Raw genomic sequence first — 19689 nt, 5'->3', positions numbered from 1 at the left:
CAACACTTTTTGAGTTCTACACATCCCCAGGCAAAGCGTCCTACAGAGATAAACTTTTATTTTAGATACCTATTGGGGACACTTAGGATATTCCGTACATAATAAACGATAAGGCGATTCGTCTTCCTCTATGGTAGGGAAACGGCCGATTTCTTCATAGAAACGGTTATCCGTTGTATCATCATTGCACATGGACACTTCCCCAATTAATACATCACCGGTTCCGGGTTTTACGTCAAAGTCATGGTATTGGTGAGGCCAGAGAGTAATACTTTCACCAGGTTTCAATTCCACGCCGGTACCTGCTTTTACATAATAAGAACGGCCATCAGAATTAACTAGAACATCGGAATCATCAAAGGAACCGTCACCTTTGTCATTGTAAAGATGAATAATTAAAGTTCCGCCGCCACGATTTATGATATCTTCACTTTTATTCCAGTGGAAATGCATAGGAGAGTGTTGGCCTTCTTTTAGCATCAATAATTTCTCTGCATATACTTTCTTATATTTTGGATTTTTTTGATTACCATTACGAATAGTAATTAGTGCAAAACCCACCTTTTCAAAATCTCCTAAACCATAGTCTGTTATATCCCAGCCTAGCATGTTATCACGAATTTCATCATATTCTTCATTTTTATTTTGCCATTCTTCCGGTGTCCAGTGACAGAATGGCGGTAACTCAAATCCGTGCTTCTTTATTAAACTTTCCATTTCTTTGATTGCTTTATTTACTTCCGAACGTTTCATAGCAATACCTCCATATATTTATCCTTTTCTTATATTATATAACCTATAAAAATGTACGCATTTACTTACAAACGATGTACAAAATTAAATGTTTGATTTATGTTTTTTAATATATTCGGAAGGACTATAGGTATTGTATCGTTTAAATACAACGGAAAAGTAGCTGCTGGTATTAAAACCCAATTCCATAGCAACATTGGTAATATCCATTCCCTTTTCCAACAAAAGTTTAGAGGCTTCGATTTTTTGAAAATTAATAAAGTTCCTGGGGGAAACGCCCATTTGAGCCTTGAATTTCTGCTTATATTGTGAGGTAGATAAATTGCATAGTTTAGCAAGCTGCTCCAGGGGTAATTCTTCTTTTAGATGTGTTAAAATATAATTTACCGATGATTCCATATCCATTGAAAGCTTTGTTTGGGGCAGTGAATTACATTCTAATAATTTATGTAAAAAAACAGTCAAATAGGAAGCGGATAAAAATGTATTTTTAGAATGAAAACTTGCATCAAAGGATTTTTTTAGTAAAAGAAGCATTTCCTTCGAGTTGACATTTAATAAATGGTGATCTAAATGCAATAAATGATTCACCAATGTGTTAGAAGCTGTTTTATTTAAAAATAAAATATTCTTTGGATTGGTGATATCTAACTGAAACCAATATATTTCGCCTACAGACATGGGAGTTAGATTTGTGCTATGTACTTCGTCAGGAAATGTGATAAAAACGTCACCGCCACGTAATTTATAATCTTTTTCTCCTACGTGGAAAGTAATTACTCCATCGGATACATAAGTAATCTCAAAACAATTTTTGTGATAATGATTTGGTAAGGGAGAAACAGCAGTAGTCATGGTGTGTTTTCCCAACATTTTCAGCCCCGGAATCTTAAGTTCCGCGTTAGTTAATACATTACGATTTGCAGAGTAAACAGGTACATCAATTAAGTGAATGGCTTCTTCCATAAATACCTCCTATATTTAAACAAAGTACTGATATATACAGTAGTTGAAAAGAAAATAAAAATATTAATTTTGTACAGTGACTATAAAGAATAGCAATACAATTTAAATAATATTATAATGTAGATAATAAGAAGTCAATGATATTAACGAATAAATTTAATAAGTATAAAAAAAGGAGGCAGATACAATGGATGTAATTAGTATGGGGGAAATGTTAATCGATTTTACACCTGGAAAAGAGAAGAACAGTTATATTAAAAATCCCGGCGGAGCCCCTGCAAATGCTGCGGTTAGTATGGCAAGGAACGGTTTACAGGTAGGATTTTTAGGCAAACTGGGAGAAGATGATTTCGGAAGATTTTTAAAAGACACTCTGGAGGAGAATGAGGTAGCCTATTTGTGTAAGGAACTAACAAAAGAGGCAGTAACTACATTAGCGTTTGTAACCTTATATGAAAATGGAGAGCGCTCTTTTACTTTTGCCAGAAAACCGGGAGCCGACATGATGCTTCATGAATCAGATGTGAAAGAAGAGGATATTGCAAAGTGCCGATTATTTCATGCCGGATCCTTTAGTTTATCAGAAAATCCAAGCAGAGATGCCGTAAAACATGCGATGAAAATAGCACATGAAAAAGGCAAATTGGTTAGTTTTGATGTGAACTACCGTGATATGGTATGGGATAGTAAAGAAGCAGCAAAAAATGAAGTAGATAAAGTTCTTCCTTTTATTGATTTGTTAAAGATTTCTGATGAAGAGTTATATTTTGTAGGAGGCGAAGAAAATATCTTTCGTTTAATGGAAGAATATGATATTGCTGTAGTAATTGAGACTCTGGGAGCCAAAGGTGCAAAGTATTTCTTCCGTAAGGAAATAGGAACTGTAGAAGGAAGAAAAGTACAAGCGGTAGATGCAACAGGTGCAGGAGATGCTTTCTTTGGCGGCTTTCTTTCAAAACTTTTATTGGAGAATGTAAATAAGAAGCAAGACTTAACGAAAGATATTATTGAAGCTGCATTAAAGTATGGAAATATATCCGGTTCTTTGTGTGTACAGAAAATGGGAGGAATTCCTGCACTTCCAACCAGGAAGGATATTGAGAAAGTATGGAATATGTAATTGAAAACGGTGTACTAAAAGTGAGTATTTCAGCCCAAGGGGCACAGATGAAATCTATTCGGAATAAAGCTGGTAAAGAGTTTTTGTGGCAAGGCAGCAAAGATACTTGGGAAGACAGTGCACCTAATTTATTTCCCTATGTAGGCAGGCTGACGAAGGAAACTTACACATTATACGGTAAAGAATATCATATGGGAATCCATGGATTTGCTATGCTAAAAGAATTTGCAATATTAGAGCATAAAGGGGAATCCATTACCTTTATACTGGAAGATGACAAAGAGACAAGAGAGCAATACCCCTTCTCCTTTCAATTTTGTATCACATATAAATTACAGGGAAATGAGATTATGATTACTTATGAAGTACATAACAAGGATAAGGAAACTATGTATTTTGGCCTTGGAGGACACCCTGGATTTAATGTGCCCATAAATGATAGTTTGTCTTTTGAAGATTATGTGATTGAATTTGATGATCAGGCAGAGCCGATACAAATTGGAATGTCAGAAGACTGTTTTGTTACGGAGAACAATAAGAGTTTCTTTCTTGAAGAAGGAAAGTATCTGCAATTAAGGCATGATTTGTTTGATCATGATGCAATTATTTTACAGAACATGGGAGATGAAGTTAGTTTAAAATCTGAAAAAAGTAAAGAAGAAATAATTGTATCTTTCCCAACCATGAAATACTTAGGAATATGGCATTGGCCAAAAACAGAAGTAGATTATATTTGTATTGAGCCATGGACTTCCTTACCGGCTAGGAAGGATATGGTAGAAGAACTAACCACTCAGAAAGATTTAATAAAACTGGAATCAAAAAGAAAATACAATAATACATTTTCTATCAAGATATGCTCATGATTATATTTCATGAGCATTTATTGATTTAGAGGGAATAAAAGACACCGGATACTATAGAACATAATGCAAGTATGATAATAATTCTATAGATAATATGAGGATTCATTGGAAGCGTAAAAATAAAAAAACAATTAAATAAAACTTAAAAAACTGTACCTTGGTTGTATAGTTGGCAATTATAGATTAGAATCATTACCAAAAGCACCGGTATTTTGATATGCCTTGCCTGCTTCCTGTTATTTTTAATGTGGAAATGGATTGTCAGGAAGAGTTTACCGGCAATTCGCTTATAAAGGATCAGGAGAGTTATAAAATGCAAATGAGACAGAAAAGATACAGCAATCCGAAGGTACTGACTAAAATATGTAATTTTGTTCAGAATTATTATAAACAGGGGCTTATAAAACAAAAAATGAAGAAACTGATACCGATATTACTGATTCTACTAATCGTTTACATTGTAATCGGTGCTATTTTCCCGTTCATTCATCAGCCAGTTATCAGCAAGATAACAGCAGAAAAAGTTTATAATAATAAATATACAGGAGTTGATACCATAGGTGAAAGGGCTTATATCGTGTCGGATAATGGTGAAGCTCTGGAAGAGAGAATACGAATGATAGCCCAGGCAAAAGAGAGAATTATTCTATCCACGTTTGAATTTCGTTCTGATGAAAGCGGGAAGAAAATATTAGCAGCTTTATTTTCTGCGGCAGAAAGAGGAGTTCAGGTTCAGATTCTGGTGGATGGCTCTACAGAGTTAATACAAATGAAAGGAAATGAGTATTTTCATGCACTATCGGATTTACAAAATGTAGAGATGCGAATTTATAATCCAATTTCGCTTTTACGTCCCTGGTCAATTATGGGGCGTCTTCATGACAAATATATAATAGCAGATGATAAATTATATATTCTTGGAGGCCGCAATACGTATGATTACTTCCTTGGTGACCAGGAAAGCTATAAAAACTACGATTGGGATGTGCTGATATATAATGAAGAAATAGGTCAGGGAGAATCCATGAAGCAACTCCTTGCTTATTTTACAGGGATATGGAATCTGCCTGAATGTAAAGAATTTAAAAATAAAATATGGAACAAAGATTCCGTAAAACAGGCAAAGGAAGAGTTAACAACCATATATAAAAATATGCAGCAAGAACAACCGGAATGGTTTCAAACTATTGATTATTATAGGATAACAAAGCCGGTTAATCATATTCAGCTAATAACCAATCCTACAACCCGTTATGCAAAAGAACCGGTTGTATTTTATGCCATGACTCAGTTGATGCAAAATGCAAAAGAGGAAGTTATCTTCCATACGCCTTATATCATATGCAATGACTGGATGTTAGAAGAAATAGCAGATGTGAGTAAAGTGGTTCCTAAAGTAACTATGCTGACAAATTCAGTTGCCAATAATGGTAATCCTTTTGGAGCAATGGATTATCAGAACAATAAAGAAAAAATACTGGATACCGGGATACAAATACTGGAGTATGATGGTGGGATATCCTATCATGGAAAATGTTTTGTTATAGATAATAATTTGTCGGCTATCGGATCTTTTAACTGGGATATGAGAAGTACATATATAGATACTGAACTCATGCTGATAATTGATAGTGAGGCAATCAACAAAGACTTAAGGGAGGCTATGGGGGAATACGAAGAAAAATCCTTGCTAGTGACAGGTGAAGGTGATTACATTATTCCGGATGGTATGGTCCCACAGGAAATCAGTAAAAAAAGAGAAAGAAGAATAAAACTAATTCAGGTTTTTGGAAAACCATTTCGGTTTTTAATGTAAAAGAAGCAGAAAGGACCCAATATGAATATCAATAAAAAAGAACTGTTATCTATACCTAATTGCATGAGTTATTTTAGAATATTGTTAATACCATTATTTTGTATTACCTATATAGGAGCAAATTCCAAGAGGGATTATTATATGGCAGCTGGAATTATAATTATTTCAGGTGTAACTGATTTCTTAGATGGTAAAATAGCCAGAAGATTTCATATGATAACGGAATTTGGCAAGTTTATAGATCCTGTAGCAGACAAGCTGACTCATGGTGCTATAGCTCTGTGTCTTACATTGCGGTATCATTACATGAAATATTTATTTGTTGTTATGGTTCTAAAAGAAGGTTTTATGCTAATTATGGGAGCAATCAATTTAAGGCATGGGAAAAAGCTGGATGGTGCGAAAATGTATGGGAAAATATGTACAACCAGTTTATTTATTGTTTTAGCTGCATTAGTGTTTTTCCCCGGAATTTCGGAAATTACAGCAAATATTTTGATATTTGTTGAAATAATTATGATGCTAGTAACATGGGGACTTTATATTCCAGTGTTTTATAAAATGAGACAAACTTGGGATAAATAAAGGTAACTATATTAATATCTTTATCAGCTCCTTAAAGTTGATCACCTTAGTTAAATTAGAACTTCTGAAAGCCCGGATAAATAGATTTAATCCTTTCAAGGTTCTGAAAGTGGAAGAACATGAAATTTGACTATTTCGTCAATTTATAGTATGCTTATGAAAACAACTCCTAATATCATATACGGTAGTGGGGGACCCAACGGTAGGGGTGAATCTTAATATCATGAGAGGGGCGACTTGGAAGCCCTAACCCGTCAGCTAACCTCATAGGAGTCACCAAGCGTATGACGAATCTCAATATGAGTGAGTATATGCGCTTTTTTCATGATTAAACAGACTGAACAAGGAGGGAAGTCGTAGTATTTAATTGTCAGAATAATGAAATGCGCAAATCAACGTCATAAAGTTTAATATTATGATGGAGGATATATAATTGGATTTGCTTTTAAAAATCAGTATAGTATTATTAGTTGGCATTATTGGAGGAAAGGTGGCTGGAATCTTTAAACTTCCAAATGTCTCCGGTTATTTAGTAGCAGGGTTGTTTCTTGGACCCTCTTTTTTTAAGTTTATTGGTGGGGACGATATAAACACCTTTTCTATAATTAATGAATTGGCCCTGGCTGTAATTGCTTTTAATATTGGCAGCGAATTTATAATTAAAGATATGCTAAAACTAGGGAAATCAATTGTGATCATAACCCTTATGGAAGTAATTGGAGCTGTTGTTATTGTATTCTCAGTTATGTATTATCTATTTAATCAACCATTTGCATTTAGTGTAGTAATTGCATCTATGTCAGCTGCCACAGCACCTGCGGCTACTCTTTTAGTGATGAAGCAATACAACGCACATGGACCATTAACAAAAACTATACTGCCAGTAGTTGCACTGGATGATGTTTTTGGTATTATGGCTTTTGGTATTGCCATGTCTTTAGCAAAAATATCAATTGGGAAACAGCAACACTCTGTCTTACAGATGTTTAGTGAACCGATCATTGAGATTAGCGGATCTTTGTTATTGGGATTAATTCTTGGAGGATTGCTTGTAATGATTGCTAAAAAATCTACAGGCCGTGATAATCTACAGGCAATTACTTTAGTAGCTATTGGTATCGCCACAGGACTTTCAAAAATATTAGGACTTTCTTCTCTTTTAGTCTGTATCATGATGGGCACCATGGTGGTGAATTACTTACATAAGCCGAAAAAAGTATTTGATTCTATCAATGACTTTGTAACACCAGTTTACATTTTATTTTTTACATTAGCAGGAGCCAGTTTGAATTTAAGTACTTTCAAGACGGTAGGGCTTATGGGTATAGCTTATGTATTTGCAAGAGCTGGTGGGAAGATGCTTGGAGCTTATGTTGGAGCAAAAGGCGTAAAAGCAGATCCTATGATTACCAAAAACTTAGGGTTGGCATTGCTTCCACAAGGAGGCATCTCAATAGGACTTATTGTTTTGGTTAGACAACAGCTGCCGGAGTATGCAGTTGCTGTTAGTACCATCATTATGTTTAGTGTACTGATTTATGAAGTATCCGGACCAATATTTGCTAAGATTGCTATTCAAAGAGCAGGTGAAATAAATGGATTGGATAAAATAAAAGAAAGCCGTGAAAAAGCAAAAAATAATTCAAAGAACATTAAACTTTCTCCTAATTCGGACTATATGAAAGTTCAAAATGTAGAATAGTGGAGGTGTAATAGTATGTACGTGTTATTTGTTGTATTAAATGCGATTGATTATTTAGATGATATTCTATCTGGATTTGTTGAAGTAGGAGTGAGCGGTGCTACGATTTTAGATAGCCAAGGTATGGGAAGTACTATTGTGAATAATCAAAATAAGAACATTCCGTTATTTGGCGCTTTACGTATGCTATTAGAAGATTCACATCCATATAGTAAAACTATATTTACCGTATTAGAAAATGAAGAATTGGTCGAAAAAACTGTTGCGGTTGTTCAAGAAGTAGTAGGAGATATTTCAGGTACTGGCGTGGGATTCATGTTTACAGTGCCAATAGGTAAAACGTATCAATTGGGGCAGTAACTTGTAAATGAATGAAAACGGAATGAAAAGTGCATATGAAAAAATGATATGAAAAATACATATGAAAAAATGCATATGAAAAGATGATATAAAAAAAGGCATTGGGATGAAAAAATCCTGATGCCTTTTTTTGGAGATAAGGAGGAAAGTAACAGAAAATTTTTAAATTGTCAATCCGGCTATACTACTTATTGAATTAAGAACCATTTTGTGGTAAATTAAAATGCGGAGATTGGGAGGGAAAGAGTTGTAAAAACCATAATAAGTGTTTTTTCAATGCATAGCGCTCTAAAACAAAGGAATTTTGGAAAAACTTAAGATACTACTAAATTAATTTGAACAAAAATGGTTTACTGTATTCTTAAAGATAGCAAACCATTTTTTTGCGAGGCGGCTTATGTTTGTTTCAAGGTATAAAAGTCATCCTGTTCCCAAGAATTCGCTTTATATTAATAAACCAACGGAGGAATGAGATGTACGAATTATTGAGAAAAAAAGTTTTAAAAAGGACAATCATCAGAATAATAGTTTCATTGGTAATTATTACTGTCTATTTGGCGTGTTATGGAAAGGAATTAATGGCTGTACTGACCGGGCCTGTAAAAATTACTGAAGGCATCAATCTTGAGGAGTATGAAGGAAAAGTAGTTACCTTTGATGCGAACTGCGTATTAAGCGAATATATTCGCTTTGAAGAAAAAAACACCAAAACATTTGTTAAAAAAATAACTAATATAGGATATTTGGCATTTGATGAGGAGAATGGTAAATTTTTTGGAATTCAATTAGGTGCTAAAAAAGAAACTCAGATGAACTCCTTAATGGATGAATCAGTAGATTATTTTATAGGTAATACAGAGGACATACCAGCAGGAATTAAGGTAAGAGGAACCCTTGTGAAATTGAAAGGGGAGGAATTGAGGCATTTTAATAGCACCGTAGACTACCTATTTGCCAATGTACCTGAGTTTAAAGACTATGCGATTCCATATGTAATAGTTAATGGTACTATAGGAAGCGATAACGCTACAACATTTTATGTAATAGGAAGTGTTGTATTATTCACATTACTACATCTCATCTATGTGATTGTAAATTTCATTAGAAGAAAATATACGAAGCACTTTGATAAATATTTGCAAAATAATCAGACGGTATCTCTTTCTGCCATTGAAGCTGATTTTGAAGCGGCTAAACAGTTTGGTAAGGAAATATGGATAGGTAAGAACTGGACCATCTTCATTTCCGGTGTCCGTGGTCATATTCATGACAACAGGGATATCATCTGGGCATATTACTACCAAAGAACTGGTAAGTACAGTGTAAGTGAGGTAAAATTATATAAGAAAGATAAAACCATCGCCTCAATTCCAGCTGGTAAAAAGCTTTCGATGGAGATATTGGAATACTATGGAAAAACTCAGCCTCATATGGTTATAGGTTATAATAAGGAGACAGAAAAATTATATCAAAATAATTTTAATGATTTTTTGGAAATTAAATACAATAATGCAATGACTTTGGAGGATAGGAATTCTAATTAATACCATAAACATAAGTATGACATAATAGGAGGCAGCATGATACAAATTGAAAAAGGAAAAGAAAAAGAAGCATTTATTAATTTTGCAAATATGGCGGTTGCAAAATTAGCCGACAGTGATTATTCTTCGTTTTTAGCATTATTTGATAGCAGCCGCTTATCTGAAACAGATTTGATTTTAGCCCTTAAATATTTAGATGAATCTCGCCCTATACTTAAAATTGATGACCCGATAAAATGTAAATGTGAGAACCGACAAATACATATAATACCCTATAAAAGTGGACGGGGATATGCTATGGATTATGACTTAACAACAAATGGGGAGATAAATGATTTGACTATTCAGCTTGAGTTTTTGGTAGGATCAGAGGGATATTCCGTTTCGCTTGAGGATTTACATACTTTATAGATTGCCCGTGAGATTATGAGCAATTTTAAATCTACTCAGAATTCATATCTGCTACATATTTTAATGCTAAGCTATTTTTAGACCTGCTAAATACCCTGATGATGTGTGAAGACCAGAAATACACATCCAATATAGGAAAAAATGATATTCTTAGAAGATGAATAATGGAGAAATTCCGAACATTAATGAATTGAATAACGATATGGACGGTTCAGCTTCTGATTATATAAAATCAACGTGACTATGTTACGAATTTATTATACTAGGGGTGATCTTATTTGAAACTTCTTATAGTCGAGGATGACCGAGATACCAGTGAAGGTATCTGCGAATATTTTAGAGTCGCAGGATATGAAGTGACTCCTGCCTATGATGGTGAGAATGCACTGACACTTGCAAGGCAGTATTCCTATGATCTGATTCTATTAGATGTGATGCTGCCCAAGCTGACCGGACTGGCGGTGCTTTATGAATTGCGCAAATCAAGTAATGTACCTGTTATTATGCTCACTGCTATAGGGGATGAGTTTACTCAAGTGGCAAGCTTCGATGAAATGGCTGACGATTATGTTACAAAGCCCTTTTCTATTGTTCTGCTGGAAAAGCGTGTTAAGGCATTGCTTCGGCGTGGAAAGTCCGTGGATATTCCATCCGTGTGGCGGCACAAAGACGTGGCAGTTGATTTTGCCAGATATGCTGCCGAAGGGGAGAATGGTCCTATAGATGTAACTCCTAGGGAGATTATGCTGCTGCGCCTTTTAGCGGAACACAGAGGAAAGGTACTAACACGGGAACGGATATTGGACGAGTTGTGGGGAATGGACCGTCCTGTCTTTGACCGAACAGTGGATTCTCATATCAAAAATCTCCGTAAAAAACTTAATCTTGACTGTATTGTAACTGTTACTGGCGTGGGTTATAAACTGGAGGAGGAACGATGAAAATATTTCCAAAAACCTTTTTATATACCCTTGTATTACTTGTGCTCATTGCCGGAGTTGCTAACGGACTTATTTATACACTTATGCCGGGGATTTATACGAAACAAAAGCAAGATGATCTGTCTGCTAAGACGGACCAGCTTGTTAAACAACTAGAAGCTGGAAATCGTGAGGATATTGTGGGACTGATGGGAATCTTTGCTGCCTCAACTCAATCCAATATTACGATCAACATCGGCGAGGAGGAGTATGCTTTGACTATGTGGAGCAATGCTGCTGAATCAAACGAGACCATAACTAGTTATGTCACCGTTACATCAAACACGGACTCAGAAGTAAGCAGCTCCACTGCTGACCCTTTTATAGGTTACAATAGTGAAAGCGAATACCTGAAAAGTTCAGACGGGGTTATAGTCTCTGTTCCCGGCAGTTCCTATGGCACAGAAGAAACAGTAAAGCACAGCTTTACCATGGATGGCGAGCCGGGTACGCTTATCGTATCTATGACCTTTGCCCCGGTGGCAGAGGCCGTAGGCGTTATCGTATCGCTGCTTCCCATATCTATTTTACTGTGTATAGTGATTGCAATCGCGTTTTCCCTTATATACGCCCGTGCAATGACCAAGCCCATTAAGGCAATCTCTAACGAGACACACCATATGACATTGTTGGAACGGGATGCCCACTGCAAAATCAAATCAAAGAATGAATTCGGTGAGCTCGCTGCAAATGTGAACGGGCTTTATGAGAATCTATTGAGCACCATAGATTCCCTTGAAGCCGAGCTGAAAAAGGTAGCGGCGGCAGAAAAGGCTAAGACGGACTTTCTGCGAGCCGCCTCTCATGAACTAAAAACACCGGCAACGGCGGTCAGTGTTATTATAGACAACATGATTCTTGACATCGGAAAATACAAAAACCACGGTGAGTGGCTTCCGAAATGCAAAGAGTTGGTTGACAATTTGTCAGATAAGCTCCGTGATATTCTGGATACATCACATCTTGAAGATATATCGGAGCCCTGCATTACGGAAGATCTGGAAACGCTTTGTTCGGAGGCTATAGAGCCCTATCTTATCATTGCCCGAGCCAAGGCCCTTACTCCTTATATGGACTGGAGCGCATCTTTTACGGTAACAGTACCGCCGAGGCTGCTGTGTAAAGCCCTGTCCAACATTTTTTCCAATGCTGTACAATATACCGCTCCGGGAGGAAAATTCTCAGTTTATTGTAAAGGTCATTGTCTCATTATAGAAAATGAATGTACACCTATCTCCGAGGACCAACTTTCCAGGCTGTATGAACCCTTTTACCGCCCGGATGTCTCTCGAAGCCGTGAGACAGGAGGCAATGGTCTCGGTCTTTACATAGTGGAAACAATATTGCACCGCCTTGAACTGGACTATTCCTTTAAGCCCATGGTATCCCCAAAAGGCATGCGCTTTACCATAAAGTTCTAAATTACACATCCACTACACACAGGTTCCATAACTCCTCCATTTGGTTATGTTATATTTTTAGCATAACCGATGAAAGGAGTTAATTTTATGAAAATTGAATTAAAAAATCTAAAGAAAACCTATAAAGGCGGTAAGACTGCTCTAAAGGATATTAGCCTGATGCTGGCAAGCCCAAGTCTCATTGGCCTTGTTGGTCCAAATGGAGCAGGTAAAAGTACCCTGATGAAGCTGCTTACCGCCAATTTTCTTCCCGGCTCCGGAGAAATAAGAATAGATGGCTTACCTCTTACACAGCAGGAACATCTGCTGAAAGCAAGTCTCGGCTACCTGCCCCAGGAATTTGGACTGTTTGAAGACTTGACGGTGACACAGTTCCTGGACTATATGGCTGCCTTGAAAGGAATTGAGAGGAAAGTGGTTAAGGATGAAATTAATCGTGTAATCACACTTACTCATTTGCAGGATAAGAGAAAGGCTAAAATCCGTACATTGTCCGGAGGGCAAAAGCAGCGGGTGGGTATCGCTCAGGCCTTGCTTGGAGAACCAAAACTACTTATCTTTGACGAACCTACCGTAGGGCTTGACCCGGCGGAAAGAGTGGCATTTCGTAATCTGTTCGCGGAAGCGGCTAAGAACAAACTTATAATTCTTTCAACACATATCATAGAAGATGTGCAGTCTGCCTGTGATCATCTAATCGTTTTGAGCCGGGGTGAGATTTGTTACATAGGAACTCCCGATGCGCTAATCGAGCAAAAAAGTTCGCCTTCCCTTGAAGCTGCTTATATGGCACTTATGGAAGGGAGGGATAATGCTTGAACCCTATCACAAAATTCTTTTACGAAGTTCAGAGAATACTCAGCGAACGCCTAACGTGGCTTATTATGGCTCTTACCGCGGCCGGTGCCATGTGGTTCAGTCTGAACGGGACGGGTAGAACTGCTTCCGATGCATTTATTGTGAACGCGGCTAAAAGCAGTGCGTTTCTTGGGGCTTTTTTCTTTACAATACTTTCTCTCCTGCAGTTCCACAGGGATTATAAGAACAATACGGATGTCATTATCCTGACAAGCACCGACCCGGTTCATCATCAGATACGCAAAACGCTGGCGCTCATCTGCACTGCGGTTATCACAACGCTTCTGATATCATTGTTTGCGCTTCCTTATGGGATGGTGAAAACAGGCTATTACTTTCAAGCTGCTACCTTTCTGACGGCGTGGTTCCTGATTTTCCTGTGGACACTTGTTTTCGCCGTGCTACTGGCTTCCGGCATTTATATGCTGACGAAACGTATTGAGGCAGCATTTCTTATTATGTCGGGTCTGATCCTGCTTTCCATTACACTTGAAAGCATGTTTACCCTGAACCCCAGCTATCTTTTCTATTGGGTTCAAACGAGCGCAGGCAACTTCTCCGACCTCATCACGAACCAATTCCAAATAGACATGCTTCTGTGGAACCGAGTGTTTTGTTTGCTCATATCCATAGGTATTTGGGCGTTGGGACTATGCTCATTCAGACGTTATGGCAGCGGTTTTCTCGGCTCCTTTTTTGTGAACTGCCGTCGTGTCTGGATACCGGTTCTGATCGTCACCGCTTTTTCTCTTTCCGGCATCAGCTATGTGTTTGAGCCCATATTCGACGACAGTAAACCGATGGATTTCAGCGGGATAATAAGTTCGGGTACTGGAATCGTCACTTCCATGTACAGTGAGCCTGAAGTTGGAAATCCAGAACTGACGCTGTCGAACAAAACTTTCGATTTGGTTATTAACGCCAAAGGCCGTACCCTTTCAGGTGTCTCGAAATACAAGCTTAAGAACACAACAGACAAGATACAAACTCTGCCCGTTCAGATAAATACAGGCCTGACACTCAGCGAAGTCAAAGTGAACGGCAGGGAAGTCAAAGCCGTACAGGGCGAAACCGGAGAACTGAGCACGGCCAATTGGAGTATTGAGCTGCCCGCTGCGGAGGAGTATGAGATTGTAATTGGTTATTCAGGACGCATGAGAAATGATAATACAATCCTTCAGCGGGTTGAATACGGTATAGCAGATGGGTATGTCTGGCTTCCGTCAGATGGTTTTTCTCCGAGCCTTGATATCAATGTGTCCAATGACAGCAGTTTTTCCGGCATGCTTTCACTGGATAATAATCTGGAACCTGTGTTCGCAAAAGGAAAAGGAGAGAAAGGTACCACCGTGAACGGGAAGACGGAATGGCGTTTTGCAGGAAATACGGGTTCTCAGAATACCAGCATTTTTGCTGCCGAGTATATGACACAAAGCTTTGAGGCCGGAGGGCTTAATATCGAGCTGAAATATTTTAGAAAACACCATAAGTCCATTACGGATATGGATGCGGTAAATGTAATCAAAGGGGCTATCGACTACTTTACAATGGCTTATGGACCTCTTATTTATGATAAAAACCTTACGATGCTGGAGCTTCCCGCCTATGTAAGCGGCGGTTTCGCAACCGGCAACATGAGCGCAATGGACGAAACGAATTTTAACGCAGAAGGCTATCTTCCAACAGAATCACTTTCTCCTGATCAGGGAGGTGGTATCGACGTTCTCATCCATGAGATTGCCCATCAGTGGTGGGGGCTTGCCACCATGCCAATGCAGGACGGCACCTCAAGCTGGTCGGCAGAGGGCATCACCTGCTATAGTACCTACTGCTTCATGAAGCAATATTTTGGCGAGGAATACGTAAATGAACGATACGTAAGAGTGTGGCAGCAAGGCTTAAATACTTATCAAAATGCCTTCTATATTCAGCATCCCGAATACCTTGGGAAACTCTCCGAAGAGGAGGCATCGAATATCATGGCTTCTTTTGTAAATATGAGCCTCTACGACATCATGCCGCTTATGATGCTTAAGGGCGAGGAGATACTCGGCGGGACAGAGGCGTTTCAGATAAAGCTTTCCCAGCTGTACTTGACGCATTTAGGAGAACCGATCACTTACGACGACTTTTTAACTGTGACCGGACTTGCAAAGGAGGCGATTGAACTTGAATAAAGGTACCGTTTTCAAATATGAAATCAAAAGGATTCTGTTTTCAAGAGAATACCTGCTGCTACTTGCTGCAACAGTGGCATACAGCCTATCCCTACTCCGTGGTTTTGTGCTGTATGGTGCAGATTATACCGCGCCATTTTCCTTGCTTACCTTTTTAAACTATTGCGCATCACTGGCCCCATTTCTTTTTACAATTTTACTGGTTTTATGCACGAAACAGTTTAAGGCGTCTGAACGTAGGGCCGAGAGCATTATCGGTGCAACACCCATGCCGCTGCACGTTTTCCGGCTTTTACGTTACAGTGCAATAGCTTGCGCGTTTCTGATTGCCACGGCGATTCCTGTGACAGCATGCTTTATGTTCTACCAGCAGGTTTTTGATTATACAGCCTTTGGTGTACTGTTTTGGCCGGGCTTGCTCTTTCTTTTACCGCCGGCAATACTTTTGTTCGGTGCAGCCATGCTTTTGGGAAACAGAAGAGGGGCGGCGGTATATGTCATGATAGCGGCAGTTTTGATTATAAGTATTTTCCAAATAAAACTTCCAAGCTTTGTGGACATAATTGGAAGTGCAGCTATTCAGTGGCGTAATCAAGAAAAGTATGATTTTGCACTTTCATCTGCCTTTATTGCCGGACGAGTCACTTTTTCAGTAGTTGGAATAGTGTTAATCATTATTTCACTATGTCAGTCTAAAAAGAGTCCCTCCTGTTAGGAAGACCATGAAAAACTACTGTATATTGACAGCATTGATACAAGGTGGTAGAGTAGAAACAAAAATCTTTAGAGCAGGTTAGCCATGGATAGAAAAGGAGAAGTTATGAAATTTGTATTTGTTAATAGAGAGAATCCCATTCAAATTAAGAAAGTGGAAGAATTGGCAGGCAGGATTTGGAGAGAGCATTACAGTACGATTTTAGAGAGTAGACAAATAGAATATATGTTGCAACATTTTCAATCTTTTGATGCCATCCAGGAGCAGATTGCCTGTAAGAACTACCAATATTATCTTTTAAACCAGGATAATACAGATATTGGATTTGCCGGGATTATAGAAGAACCGGACAAGAAAAGCCTTTTTTTAAGCAAAATATATATTGATGCAGATTACCGAGGCAGGGGATATGCCAGTGAGACTTTTGCTTTTCTGGAAGAGATATGCAGGAATAAGAATTACCATAAAATTTGGTTAACGGTGAACCGGTATAATGAGAGCTCTATCAGGGCATACGAGAAAAAAGGGTTCAGAAAGGTCCGTACACAGGTTACAGATATTGGAGAGGGCTATGTTATGGATGATTATGTGATGGAAAAAGAAATCCTATTAACATAGAAAAGCAATAAATATGAGTAGAAAATGGGTAGGAAAATATTTTTGATATTGGTGGAACAATTTTTCTCTATTAAATAGCGTATTACTATAATTTTACATAAATCTCAGGTAGTCTTCACAGGAAGGTTTCCTGAGATTTTAATTTATTTAAGGAAAGGAATCTAATTTTTAAAACAGCCTCTAATTATAAGACAATTGTCCAGTTGATTTCATGTATAATCGTAATCTTAATCATAGTATTTTCCCGTAATATCAAGTATCTGTATCTGAATGACTGCCGTTCCTTTTACCATATTTTCCGGCAAGGAATTCCCTGCAAGGTGGGGTGTATATTTTTTTACAATCTCTGCAAGAACTTCTCTTTTATGCGTGATATCTTCAACCACGATAGCCTTGCCGGAGAGGATCACACTTTGATATTTTGTATTTGTATCGCAAGGCTTCCCCTCTGGATCAAGCAACAAGCGATTCATTTCATAAACGGTCATACTAACACGAGGATCGACCTTGATATTATCTATTTTTTTGCCTTTAGGCAGACCATGAATATAAATGGCGCCGTTATAATATAGGAAGTGTACAGGGGTGATGTAGGGTGCCCCATCATCATTAAGAGTAGAAAGACTTCCTGTGGCTGTCCGATCCAGTAATTGGCTGATTTCGTCCTTTGTTAGCATGTGTGTTTTCATTCTGTGCTGCATTATTATTTTCCTCCTGCGGTATTTTTAATGGCTTTTTTGTTCCATAGCCATTATCTCTTTTTATAAACTCCTATTTTCTGCTTTTTCCGGTAATTTCACGTATTGCTACTCGAACCAAATATTATTTTGCTTATTACCGCCTGCATCGGTACAGTGATAGTAGATACAGGCGTCTTTTACGATGTAGCTTAATGTTATAAAAGATTACTGTTAAGACTTTACTCTAGTACGCATTATATAGTATAATTGTTACTATTAAAAGGGACAATTAATTATAAAACAATAGGGACAATTTTGAGGCGAATAAATGTTAATATTAGATAAGAACTCAGATATGCCATTGTATATGCAAATCTATCATCAATTAAAAGAAAAAATCATATCGGGCAAGTTGAGTGAAGGAAGCGTACTTCCACCAATAAGAACTATGGCTAAAACACTAATGGTTGCAAGAAATACAGTTGAAAGTGCCTATCAGCAGCTTTGTTCAGAGGGATATGTTCACAGTAAGGTGGGCAGCGGTTATAAGGTACAAAAGATAGAGGTGAAAAATTTTGACAAGCTATATACAAATCAGATTGACTTTGAAAAAATAGTTTCTCAGGAACAAATTCATGAACAAGGGGCATCTCATATAGCACAGTATAATTTTCAGTATGGCAGACTGGATATTTCAAACTTTCCCCTCCGTATTTGGCGCAGATTGCTGAACCAGGTATTGCTGTCTGACGATATCGTCCACATAACTGCATATAATGAAAAAAAAGGAGATTTAGAGCTTAGAATACAGATTATGAAATATCTTGATGAATCAAGAGGCGTTGTTTGCAAACCGGAACAAATCATTCTTTGTTCCGGGGCCATGTCAGCCCTGGGCTTAGTTTCTCAATTACTAATGCAGGATATAAAAATTGCTGCTGTGGAAGATCCCTGTTACGATAGTGCCAGAGAGATCTTAGTCAATCATGGCTATCAGGTTTTTCCCATTGGATTAGAGAACGATGGCATTCATCTGGAACAATTAAAGACCGCAGGCGCAAAAATGCTCTACACCACTCCTTCCCACCAATTTCCAAATGGTATAGTAATGCCTATCAATAAAAGACTTCAGCTTTTAGAGTGGGCAGATAAGAATTGTGCTTACATTATTGAGGACGATTATGATAGCGAGCTCCGTTATAATAGCAGACCCATTCCTTCTATTCATTCACTTGATAAAAGAGGACGTGTTATTTATATTAATAGTTTTTCAAAGGCACTTGCTCCAGGCTTAAGAATGGGATTTGTTGTTTTACCAGAAGAATTGCTAGATATATACCAAGCCAATTTTTCAAATTACGATTGTTCTATTCCCTGGCTTGAGCAGAAAGTAATGTACCACTTTATTCAGCAAGGACATTGGAACAGGCTTCTTAATAAAATATCTGTAACAAGTAAAAGAAAGCATGATACTCTTATCAGTACCATTAATGATGAAATGGGAGAGTATGTTAAAATATATGGAAAAAACGCCGGTCTGCATATTCTGTTGGAAGTCAATAATGGAATGTCAGAAAAGGAACTAATAGAATCAGCCAAAAAAGCGGATGTAAAAGTTTATCCGGTATCTAATTATTGGATGAACTTACAGCGTTACTCAAATAATATGGTTCTGATAGGGTATAGCAGTTTATCAGAAGAAGAAATCGTCTTAGGAATCAAACGTTTATCTTCGGTTTGGTTTTGACTACTGACTGAGTTACGCAGCTATGGGAAATTGATAAAGCGGAAAGTTTATTGCTTAGGTAAAGCGTAGCAATTTAAAACTTCCTGATGCAATGAGTGTGTATCCTTAGATTATGAATATTTATTTTTGTATGCGATTTAATTTAAAGGTAAAGAGAATTTATATAACACGATTCTGCACAGTCAGCTTTTCAGAAAAAGAACAGCCGCTTACTTTTTAAAAGTTAAGTAATTTGGTAGGTCTCACCGGATTTTGGATTGCTTAAGTATAATTTCATAGATGTGTGGAGGTAAAGATGATTCTTGATGAGTTATTAGAGCTAATAAAACAAGAAATGTTTGACGAAATAGATAGTGATTACATATTAGAC

The 19689-nt window shown here is 37.6% G+C and carries 18 protein-coding genes and 1 riboswitch; of the genes, 15 read left to right on the top strand and 3 right to left on the bottom strand.

What is annotated here, in order from left to right:
- Nucleotides 1–69 precede the first annotated feature (69 nt).
- Both RT261_RS13885 and RT261_RS13880 read right to left on the bottom strand, forming a co-directional pair.
- Nucleotides 70–753: a D-lyxose/D-mannose family sugar isomerase gene (locus tag RT261_RS13885; protein WP_313133331.1), complete on the bottom strand. Its 684-nt coding sequence runs from the start codon at nucleotides 751–753 to the stop codon at nucleotides 70–72.
- Nucleotides 754–837: 84 nt separating this feature from the next.
- Nucleotides 838–1719 carry an AraC family transcriptional regulator gene (locus tag RT261_RS13880; protein ID WP_313133329.1) on the bottom strand — a complete coding sequence of 294 codons (882 nt, stop codon included), beginning with the start codon at nucleotides 1717–1719 and terminating at the stop codon, nucleotides 838–840.
- A 187-nt stretch (nucleotides 1720–1906) separates the two neighbouring features.
- On the opposite strand from RT261_RS13880, the gene RT261_RS13875 reads away from it, so the two are divergent.
- From RT261_RS13875 to RT261_RS13810, 14 genes are all read left to right on the top strand, one after another.
- Nucleotides 1907–2839, top strand: coding sequence for a carbohydrate kinase family protein (locus RT261_RS13875; protein WP_313133327.1), 933 nt, complete (start codon nucleotides 1907–1909; stop codon nucleotides 2837–2839).
- A complete protein-coding gene (locus RT261_RS13870; RefSeq protein WP_313133326.1) occupies nucleotides 2827–3705 on the top strand; it encodes an aldose 1-epimerase family protein in 879 nt (292 codons plus the stop codon). Before RT261_RS13875 ends, RT261_RS13870 begins: the two co-directional genes overlap by 13 nt.
- 313 nt (nucleotides 3706–4018) lie before the next feature.
- Complete coding sequence (locus RT261_RS13865) at nucleotides 4019–5521, top strand: phospholipase D-like domain-containing protein (RefSeq protein ID WP_313133325.1); 1503 nt, start codon at nucleotides 4019–4021, stop codon at nucleotides 5519–5521.
- Nucleotides 5522–5542: 21 nt separating this feature from the next.
- Entirely contained in the window at nucleotides 5543–6106 is a 564-nt protein-coding gene (locus RT261_RS13860; protein ID WP_313133324.1) for a CDP-alcohol phosphatidyltransferase family protein, read from the top strand.
- Nucleotides 6107–6262: 156 nt separating this feature from the next.
- Nucleotides 6263–6394, top strand: a riboswitch (cyclic di-AMP (ydaO/yuaA leader).
- 145 nt (nucleotides 6395–6539) lie between these two features.
- Nucleotides 6540–7808, top strand: coding sequence for a cation:proton antiporter (locus RT261_RS13855; RefSeq protein ID WP_313133322.1), 1269 nt, complete (start codon nucleotides 6540–6542; stop codon nucleotides 7806–7808).
- A 15-nt stretch (nucleotides 7809–7823) separates the two neighbouring features.
- A complete protein-coding gene (locus RT261_RS13850) occupies nucleotides 7824–8168 on the top strand; it encodes a P-II family nitrogen regulator (RefSeq protein ID WP_313133321.1) in 345 nt (114 codons plus the stop codon).
- A gap of 473 nt (nucleotides 8169–8641) precedes the next feature.
- Entirely contained in the window at nucleotides 8642–9712 is a 1071-nt protein-coding gene (locus tag RT261_RS13845; protein WP_313133319.1) for a DUF6709 family protein, read from the top strand.
- A gap of 36 nt (nucleotides 9713–9748) precedes the next feature.
- Nucleotides 9749–10123: a DUF7668 domain-containing protein gene (locus RT261_RS13840; RefSeq protein WP_313133318.1), complete on the top strand. Its 375-nt coding sequence runs from the start codon at nucleotides 9749–9751 to the stop codon at nucleotides 10121–10123.
- Nucleotides 10124–10401: 278 nt separating this feature from the next.
- Nucleotides 10402–11064, top strand: coding sequence for a response regulator transcription factor (locus tag RT261_RS13835; protein WP_313133316.1), 663 nt, complete (start codon nucleotides 10402–10404; stop codon nucleotides 11062–11064).
- Nucleotides 11061–12524 carry a HAMP domain-containing sensor histidine kinase gene (locus tag RT261_RS13830; protein ID WP_313133315.1) on the top strand — a complete coding sequence of 488 codons (1464 nt, stop codon included), beginning with the start codon at nucleotides 11061–11063 and terminating at the stop codon, nucleotides 12522–12524. Before RT261_RS13835 ends, RT261_RS13830 begins: the two co-directional genes overlap by 4 nt.
- 87 nt (nucleotides 12525–12611) lie before the next feature.
- Nucleotides 12612–13343 carry an ABC transporter ATP-binding protein gene (locus RT261_RS13825; protein ID WP_313133313.1) on the top strand — a complete coding sequence of 244 codons (732 nt, stop codon included), beginning with the start codon at nucleotides 12612–12614 and terminating at the stop codon, nucleotides 13341–13343.
- Entirely contained in the window at nucleotides 13340–15559 is a 2220-nt protein-coding gene (locus RT261_RS13820) for an ABC transporter permease/M1 family aminopeptidase (RefSeq protein WP_313133311.1), read from the top strand. The genes RT261_RS13825 and RT261_RS13820 overlap by 4 nt, the downstream gene beginning before the upstream one ends.
- Nucleotides 15552–16274 (top strand): hypothetical protein, encoded by a 723-nt coding sequence (locus RT261_RS13815; RefSeq protein ID WP_313133310.1) that lies wholly within the window; start codon nucleotides 15552–15554, stop codon nucleotides 16272–16274. The genes RT261_RS13820 and RT261_RS13815 overlap by 8 nt, the downstream gene beginning before the upstream one ends.
- Nucleotides 16275–16358: 84 nt before the next feature.
- Entirely contained in the window at nucleotides 16359–16892 is a 534-nt protein-coding gene (locus RT261_RS13810; RefSeq protein WP_313133309.1) for a GNAT family N-acetyltransferase, read from the top strand.
- 227 nt (nucleotides 16893–17119) lie between these two features.
- Here the strand turns inward: RT261_RS13810 and RT261_RS13805 are convergent, their stop codons facing one another.
- Nucleotides 17120–17593, bottom strand: a complete 474-nt coding sequence (locus tag RT261_RS13805) for a pyridoxamine 5'-phosphate oxidase family protein (RefSeq protein WP_313133308.1) — start codon at nucleotides 17591–17593, stop codon at nucleotides 17120–17122.
- A 307-nt stretch (nucleotides 17594–17900) separates the two neighbouring features.
- Between RT261_RS13805 and pdxR the strand changes: the two genes are divergently transcribed.
- Nucleotides 17901–19319: a MocR-like pyridoxine biosynthesis transcription factor PdxR gene (pdxR, locus tag RT261_RS13800; protein ID WP_313133307.1), complete on the top strand. Its 1419-nt coding sequence runs from the start codon at nucleotides 17901–17903 to the stop codon at nucleotides 19317–19319.
- Nucleotides 19320–19689 lie beyond the last annotated feature (370 nt).

The organism is Anaerocolumna sp. (genome assembly GCF_032079385.1).
Taxonomy (GTDB): domain Bacteria; phylum Bacillota; class Clostridia; order Lachnospirales; family Lachnospiraceae; genus Anaerocolumna.
The sequence above is the reverse complement of the archived record's forward strand: the minus strand, read 5'-3'. Positions and strand labels throughout refer to the sequence as shown.